The 5,395-nt window shown below is 60.9% G+C and carries 10 protein-coding genes and 1 tRNA gene; 4 read left to right on the forward strand and 7 right to left on the reverse strand.

The features are described from left to right. Window positions 1–110 precede the first annotated feature (110 nt). The 4 genes from ACFDR9_RS26760 to ACFDR9_RS26775 all read left to right on the forward strand — a co-directional run bounded on the left by ACFDR9_RS26760 (window position 111) and on the right by ACFDR9_RS26775 (window position 2,045). Window positions 111–626, forward strand: a complete 516-nt coding sequence (locus ACFDR9_RS26760; protein ID WP_409032938.1) for a ClpXP protease specificity-enhancing factor — start codon at window positions 111–113, stop codon at window positions 624–626. A gap of 25 nt (window positions 627–651) precedes the next feature. Then, a tRNA-Thr gene (locus ACFDR9_RS26765) sits at window positions 652–727 on the forward strand. 356 nt (window positions 728–1,083) lie between these two features. Continuing rightward, window positions 1,084–1,644, forward strand: a complete 561-nt coding sequence (locus ACFDR9_RS26770) for a Panacea domain-containing protein (RefSeq protein WP_409032939.1) — start codon at window positions 1,084–1,086, stop codon at window positions 1,642–1,644. A gap of 77 nt (window positions 1,645–1,721) precedes the next feature. Next, window positions 1,722–2,045 carry a hypothetical protein gene (locus tag ACFDR9_RS26775; protein ID WP_409032940.1) on the forward strand — a complete coding sequence of 108 codons (324 nt, stop codon included), beginning with the start codon at window positions 1,722–1,724 and terminating at the stop codon, window positions 2,043–2,045. 148 nt (window positions 2,046–2,193) lie between these two features. Here ACFDR9_RS26775 and ACFDR9_RS26780 read toward each other — a convergent pair whose 3' ends face one another. From ACFDR9_RS26780 to ACFDR9_RS26810, 7 genes are all read right to left on the reverse strand, one after another. Beyond that, a complete protein-coding gene (locus ACFDR9_RS26780; RefSeq protein ID WP_409032941.1) occupies window positions 2,194–2,385 on the reverse strand; it encodes a hypothetical protein in 192 nt (63 codons plus the stop codon). Between the two features lie 128 nt (window positions 2,386–2,513). Further along, window positions 2,514–3,365, reverse strand: coding sequence for an AAA family ATPase (locus ACFDR9_RS26785; protein ID WP_409032942.1), 852 nt, complete (start codon window positions 3,363–3,365; stop codon window positions 2,514–2,516). Then, window positions 3,362–3,679 (reverse strand): hypothetical protein, encoded by a 318-nt coding sequence (locus ACFDR9_RS26790; protein WP_409032943.1) that lies wholly within the window; start codon window positions 3,677–3,679, stop codon window positions 3,362–3,364. The genes ACFDR9_RS26785 and ACFDR9_RS26790 overlap by 4 nt, the downstream gene beginning before the upstream one ends. Next, the gene (locus tag ACFDR9_RS26795) at window positions 3,676–3,927 is read right to left on the reverse strand and encodes a hypothetical protein (RefSeq protein ID WP_409032944.1); all 252 of its coding nucleotides are present in this window, start codon (window positions 3,925–3,927) and stop codon (window positions 3,676–3,678) included. Before ACFDR9_RS26795 ends, ACFDR9_RS26790 begins: the two co-directional genes overlap by 4 nt. Continuing rightward, the gene (locus ACFDR9_RS26800) at window positions 3,924–4,178 is read right to left on the reverse strand and encodes a hypothetical protein (RefSeq protein WP_409032945.1); all 255 of its coding nucleotides are present in this window, start codon (window positions 4,176–4,178) and stop codon (window positions 3,924–3,926) included. Before ACFDR9_RS26800 ends, ACFDR9_RS26795 begins: the two co-directional genes overlap by 4 nt. Continuing rightward, entirely contained in the window at window positions 4,175–4,405 is a 231-nt protein-coding gene (locus ACFDR9_RS26805; RefSeq protein ID WP_409032946.1) for a hypothetical protein, read from the reverse strand. The genes ACFDR9_RS26800 and ACFDR9_RS26805 overlap by 4 nt, the downstream gene beginning before the upstream one ends. A 270-nt stretch (window positions 4,406–4,675) precedes the next feature. Further along, window positions 4,676–5,014, reverse strand: coding sequence for a hypothetical protein (locus tag ACFDR9_RS26810; protein WP_409032947.1), 339 nt, complete (start codon window positions 5,012–5,014; stop codon window positions 4,676–4,678). Window positions 5,015–5,395 lie beyond the last annotated feature (381 nt).

Consider the following 5,395-nt stretch of genomic DNA (forward strand, 5'->3'; position numbering starts at 1 on the left):
GAGTGATTTTTGGATACCCGCCTACCCCTCCCACCCCCCCCCCCCCCCCCCCCCCCCCCCCCCCCCCCCCCCCCCCCCCCCCCCCTCCGGCTTCCCAGCCTGCCAAGACCATGCCTGAAATCTCAACCAAACCCTATATGCTGCGCGCCATCTACGAATGGTGCACCGACAGCGGCTACACGCCCTACCTGGCCGTCAAGGTCGACGCCGGCACCACGGTGCCGATGGAATACGTGAAAAAGGGCGAAATCGTCCTCAACATCAGCTTCGGCGCGACCAGCGGCTTGAAGATGGACAACGACTGCATCCGCTTCCACGCCCGCTTCGGCGGCGTCTCGCGCGAGATCTACGTTCCGGTCGACAACGTGATGGCGATCTACGCCAACGAAAACGGCCAGGGCATGGCGTTCGAGCCGCAACTCGGCTCCTTCGACCCGTCCGCCGGCCCGACCGACAGCCCGGCCTCGGGCAGCGAGCCGGTGCTTGCCGCCACGCCAATCAGCGCGCCGGCGCCGATGCTGTCGTCGGTGCCGAGCAGCAGCCAGCAAGACGCCCGCACGGCGCCCGCCGGCGACGACGAGCCGCCGAAAAAAGGCGGCCGCCCTACCCTGACGCGGATTAAGTAGGGTATAATTCGCATCGCAAAGTAAGGCCGACTTAGCTCATTTGGTAGAGCAGTTGATTTGTAATCATCAGGTGGCCAGTTCGAAACCGGCAGTCGGCACCAGAATTTAGTTGGAAAATCAAAGGGTTACATGCTTCGGCATGTAACCCTTTTTTGCTCTGATGGTTGCGTCAAGTTGCCATGTAAACGCTGTGTAACCCGATTTGCGAAAAACAACCGATTCTTTGTGATAGGACAGGCCAATAGGCATTTACCCTGTCAGTCGTGCTCCTCTTTTCTGGCACTTCGGTAAAATGAGATACCGCCTACCAATCAGAGATCAACAGCAAGCGATTTATACGTACGTTTTTACAACAGGTTGATTCAAGGTAAGTTTTTATTGCTATACTTTTAAAACGAGTCGGAAAGGCGATGCAGGGCCTTGCTTCGATTCGCACTCACCCGCGAAGGGTAAATATATGTACAACGAACGAAAAGCCGCTCAGGTTGCTGCCTTCTTTACCGCGAAGCAAGGTGGCACCATCTCGCATCTGAAGCTGATGAAGCTCATGTATTTGGCTGAGCGTAGCTCTATCCAAGAATATGGCGACTCGATGCTTGACGACGCATTGGTATCGATGCGTTACGGCCCAGTCCTCTCGAGAACGAAGGATTGCATGGATGGCTACGGCGACACAGAATTGCAGGATGGGTGGGATAGTTGGATTTCCGACCATGCCAACCACAAAGTTTCACTCACCAAAGAAGACTTCAGTGAAGAGCTGCTCGACGAAATTAGCCCATCTGAAATCGAGTTGATGGAACGCGTGTGGGCTGTGCATGGCAGCAAAGACCAGTGGGACCTTGCCGATTACACCCACAAGAGTTGTGCCGAATGGCGCGACCCTGGCACAAGCACACTTCCAATCGACTATGGCGACGTGTTAGTTGCAAACGGCACTCCCGACGATGTTGCAACTGAGTTGTCCGGCCGTATCAAAGAGCGTCAGCGGCTCGAAAAATTGCTGCACGCACTGTGACGTTTTTGGTCGTTCGACAAAATGGGCTCTTGGTCATTTCAGGGCCGGCCCACGACCCAGAGCGCAGACATTTATTCGTGATTTTAACGAAACCAAAGAACGATCCGGCTACTCATATTCTGTCCGTTCTCATAGTGCCCATTTGCTCCATCGTAGAAGGGCAATGGCATGATCCTGCTTGCCCTCTCGGTAAGGACGACCACCCATTTCTCAAGCACGACAGCTATGCAAATTATGCACGTGCCGTGGTTGAACCAGTGGACAAGATTGTCCATGGTGTCGACACCGGAAAAATCATTCCGAAGGACGCAGTCACCAATGAGGCATTCGGATACCTGTGCAAGGGGCTGTTAGACAGTAAGCGTACTGCGCCAAAAAACCTGAGCTTCTTTAACAGCTAGGCGATTTGCTGGAAGTCACTCCGAAGGGAGCGAAGCGAGCACTGTTTTTGCTGCGCTCCCTTTGCCCTTTCATGTATGGCAGGCTGTCGAGGCGCTCGAAGAAACCGAAGAAACCACAGAAATTAGTGCGGTTTCTTCGGCGGTTTCTTCAAGGCGCTGCGCCGGGTAAGAACCACGTCCAACCGCCTTTCGTCGTCCCCTTCTCCTTGGCCGACTCGATGCCGGCCTTGTCTTTCGCCCGGTTGGCGGCCGTCCATGAATAGCCGGCGTCGCTCACTTCCGCCTTGACCTGCTTGGCCGGCATCTTGCCGCCGTTCTCGGTCAGCAGGTCGACCAGCATGCGCACCAGGTCATGGCGCGCCGCCCCGTCGCCGTCGTCGTGCTCGACCTCGCCGAGAATCTCACGCGCCGTGCCTTCGATGATGCCGTCCCATACCGCGTGTGTGGCTTCGATGCCACCGGCAATCGTTACCAGGTCAAGCGAGTAGGCAACGCCGCCATCGTCCGGGGCGATGTTCGACTTCGCCCCGGACGATGGCGGCGGTTACTGCCTTCCTCCTTCGCCGTCACCAGAACCATGCGCGCCAGCGCGCCGAAGGCCTGGGAGCCGACCCGGTCCTGCGGCGCCTTACCGGAGCCGCCCTTGGCAAAGTGGGTGATACCGCTGACCGCGCAGCCGTGGGCATCAGCGAAGTCCACCACCGCCTGTAGGCTGCGGCGCACATCGTTGGCTCGGAGCATATCGCAGGCCACCGCCGACACAATCGGGTCTATCAGCAGCAGGCTTACACCGCCGATGGCGTCGACGGCGCGGCGCAAGTCCGGTATGTCCTGCGACGGGTCAAATGGCACGCTTTCGCCATCCTGCGCGATGCCCTCAATGAAGTGGCAGCGCGCCAGGTCGGCGCCGGAGGCAATCAGGCGCGGCACAAGCGTATCGTCGGCCACATCCTCGCTGGACCAAATCAGCACATTGCCCCGGCCTTGGCACACGCTGCCGTCAGGCCAGCGCCCGCCTGCGGTGAGGACGGCGGCCAGCCCCAGCGCCAATGTGGTCTTGCCGGTACCCGCCGCGCCGGCCAGTATCGTCGACTTGCCCGCCGGCACCCAGCCGGGCCAAAGCCAGGTGATGGGCTGCGGCGTGATGTCGGCACCGCAGCGGATTTTCGCCACCCGCTCACCGCGCTGCATCGAACGGTCAAAGGGGCGTATTGTTTCCCCGGCGCGCTCCACCTCGATGCGCGTCGACCGTGCAGCGTCGTCTTCCTTGCTCAGCGTGAAGCCCGCCATGTGGTCGGTCGTGTGCTTGTCGGCCATCATGGTTTCGCCAGTTTCAAAAAGGCGGTGCGCTTGTGGTCGCTGTCGACCAGCAGCAGGCGCCGGGGCCGGGCCTGGTACAGGCGGTCGGACAGGGTGCGCAGCGCGCCGTACCTGATAAGGTCGCCGGGGAACAGCAGGACGACATCCAGACCGGCCACGGCGCGGCAATCAAGCGCCGTGGGCAGGTTCGCGGGGTAGATTTCGATAGCGTTTTTCTTGGGAGGCAGGAAGCCGACGCCCAGCCAAAGCACGCCGCCGACCGGCGCCAGCCCCAATTCCGTGCGGATGCGGGAAAGTTCGGCCAGGGTACTCACTTAGCACCTCCTTTGTCGCCCAGACCCACCAAGCGGATGGCGGGCCCGGCGGCCGGGCGAATTTCTTTCACCAAGGGGAACATCTTGGACAGGGTGTTGGCGAAGTCCACGGACTCGCTGCGCCATTCCGGCGCCGTGGCGCGGTAGCTCGCAACCATGAGCCTTTCGGCGCCGGTCAGCGTGTCAGGCACTAGCACCACAGCACCGTGCCTCTTGCCGCCGCCGAGCGGCTTGATAGGCGCGTTCATGCCCGCGCTCCCGGCATATCGAAGTGGAACGGCAGCACCAGCAGGATGCGCGTGCGCCCTGGCTCGGCAAACTGGTCGATGTTGCGCAGCGCCTGCTCAAGCATCAGGTCCACCCAGCCTGTCGGCGTGTGGGCGTGAATGGTTACGTCCTGGGCGTCAACCAATCCAAGGTCACCGCCGTAATAGCGCAGCGCTGGCGCCGGGCCGACTTCCGGCGGCTCCGGCAGCACGTAGCGGCTGGCGGCGTTCACGCGGCACCCCCTTCCTGTGCCAGCGCTACGATGTCGGCGGCGGCCTCCTTGATGAGCTCCGCATTGCGCGCGGCGCAGGTGGCGAAGCAGTTCGCGGCGCTGACCTCGGCACTCAGCGGCCCGCCGGCGAGCGCCAGTTCGTCCAGTTTCTCAAACGTCGCCTGCAGCAGGTGCGCGATGTCTTCGGCTTGCGCTGAGGCGTCGCACGCACGGCCCGCGATGCCCACGCGTTGTTTGGCGCTTAGGCCGCTGGTGCTGGTGCTGGTAGCTGGTGCTGGTCCTGGTCGGCAGTGCGGGCTGCTCCTTGGCTGTCTCGATAGCGGCCCCACGCTCGTGATGTCGGTTGATGCCGTCGGTGACGATGCGGTCAGTCTCGAACTTTTCCGCAACGCGGGCATTCTGCTGGGCGGTCATGGCATTGAGCATGACCTTAATGATGCTGTCGGCGTGCTGCAGCTCGAACAGCAGCGCGGCGGCGGCCTGGTGGGCGCGGGCGCTCACGCTGCACCGCCTTGCTGCGCACGGTCATTGAGGAACTCGATTTCACGCTCGGCCTCCTCGCCCAGCATCTTCGCCGCAGTGGTGGCAAGCAGCATCATGCGTTCGGCGTCGTTCGATTTGAGAATGGGCGAGGTACCAGCGGCGACATCCATTCCGCAGCCGTGGACCAGTTGAAGCGCCAAGGCGAGGCCATAGCAGATATCACGGGTGCGGTTGACGAATTGGGTATGAGTGTCGCTCTCAAGCGATTGGTGCAGCCAGGTCATGGGCTGATGAAGCGCGACGGGTGCTGCTGGAGGGATTGGGGATTGTTTGGGCGTGGCGGTGCTTGGCATGGTATTGCCTCCTGTGTGGTGGTGAACCGCACAACCCGCTGCTAAACGGGGTAAGCGGCAAATGGCAGGGTTAGCAGACCGGTACACAGGGAAACCGGCAGGCCGAAGCCTCCCCACCACCACCGCTCATAGAGACGTGATGGTACGGACGAAAAAAAGCCGTCAGTCAGCGGTTGTCCGCCATGTGTAATTCGAGCTGCTAAACCCGGCCCCCTCATTATTGGGGACGTTTTTAGTATCTGTGACATCCCGGCCCAGTCAAGCGGTTTAATTTTTGCAAGTACCGCTAGGAGTCTGCGCGGCAGACAATTCTTGCGCTGACCATGTGACGCGCTTCTTGCCTGCGTCGATGGCGATTCACTTTCGCACTCGAAAGTGGAA

Source organism: Janthinobacterium sp. CG_23.3, from assembly GCF_046115965.1.
In the GTDB taxonomy this organism is placed as follows: domain Bacteria; phylum Pseudomonadota; class Gammaproteobacteria; order Burkholderiales; family Burkholderiaceae_D; genus Janthinobacterium.

Coding starts and splice junctions, on each gene's coding strand:
- ACFDR9_RS26760 (WP_409032938.1), top strand. CDS start 111: ATGCCTGAAATCTCAACCAAACCCTATATGCTGCGCGCCATCTACGAA.
- ACFDR9_RS26770 (WP_409032939.1), top strand. CDS start 1,084: ATGTACAACGAACGAAAAGCCGCTCAGGTTGCTGCCTTCTTTACCGCG.
- ACFDR9_RS26780 (WP_409032941.1), bottom strand. CDS start 2,385: ATGCTGGTCGACCTGCTGACCGAGAACGGCGGCAAGATGCCGGCCAAG.
- ACFDR9_RS26785 (WP_409032942.1), bottom strand. CDS start 3,365: ATGATGGCCGACAAGCACACGACCGACCACATGGCGGGCTTCACGCTG.
- ACFDR9_RS26795 (WP_409032944.1), bottom strand. CDS start 3,927: ATGAACGCGCCTATCAAGCCGCTCGGCGGCGGCAAGAGGCACGGTGCT.
- ACFDR9_RS26810 (WP_409032947.1), bottom strand. CDS start 5,014: ATGCCAAGCACCGCCACGCCCAAACAATCCCCAATCCCTCCAGCAGCA.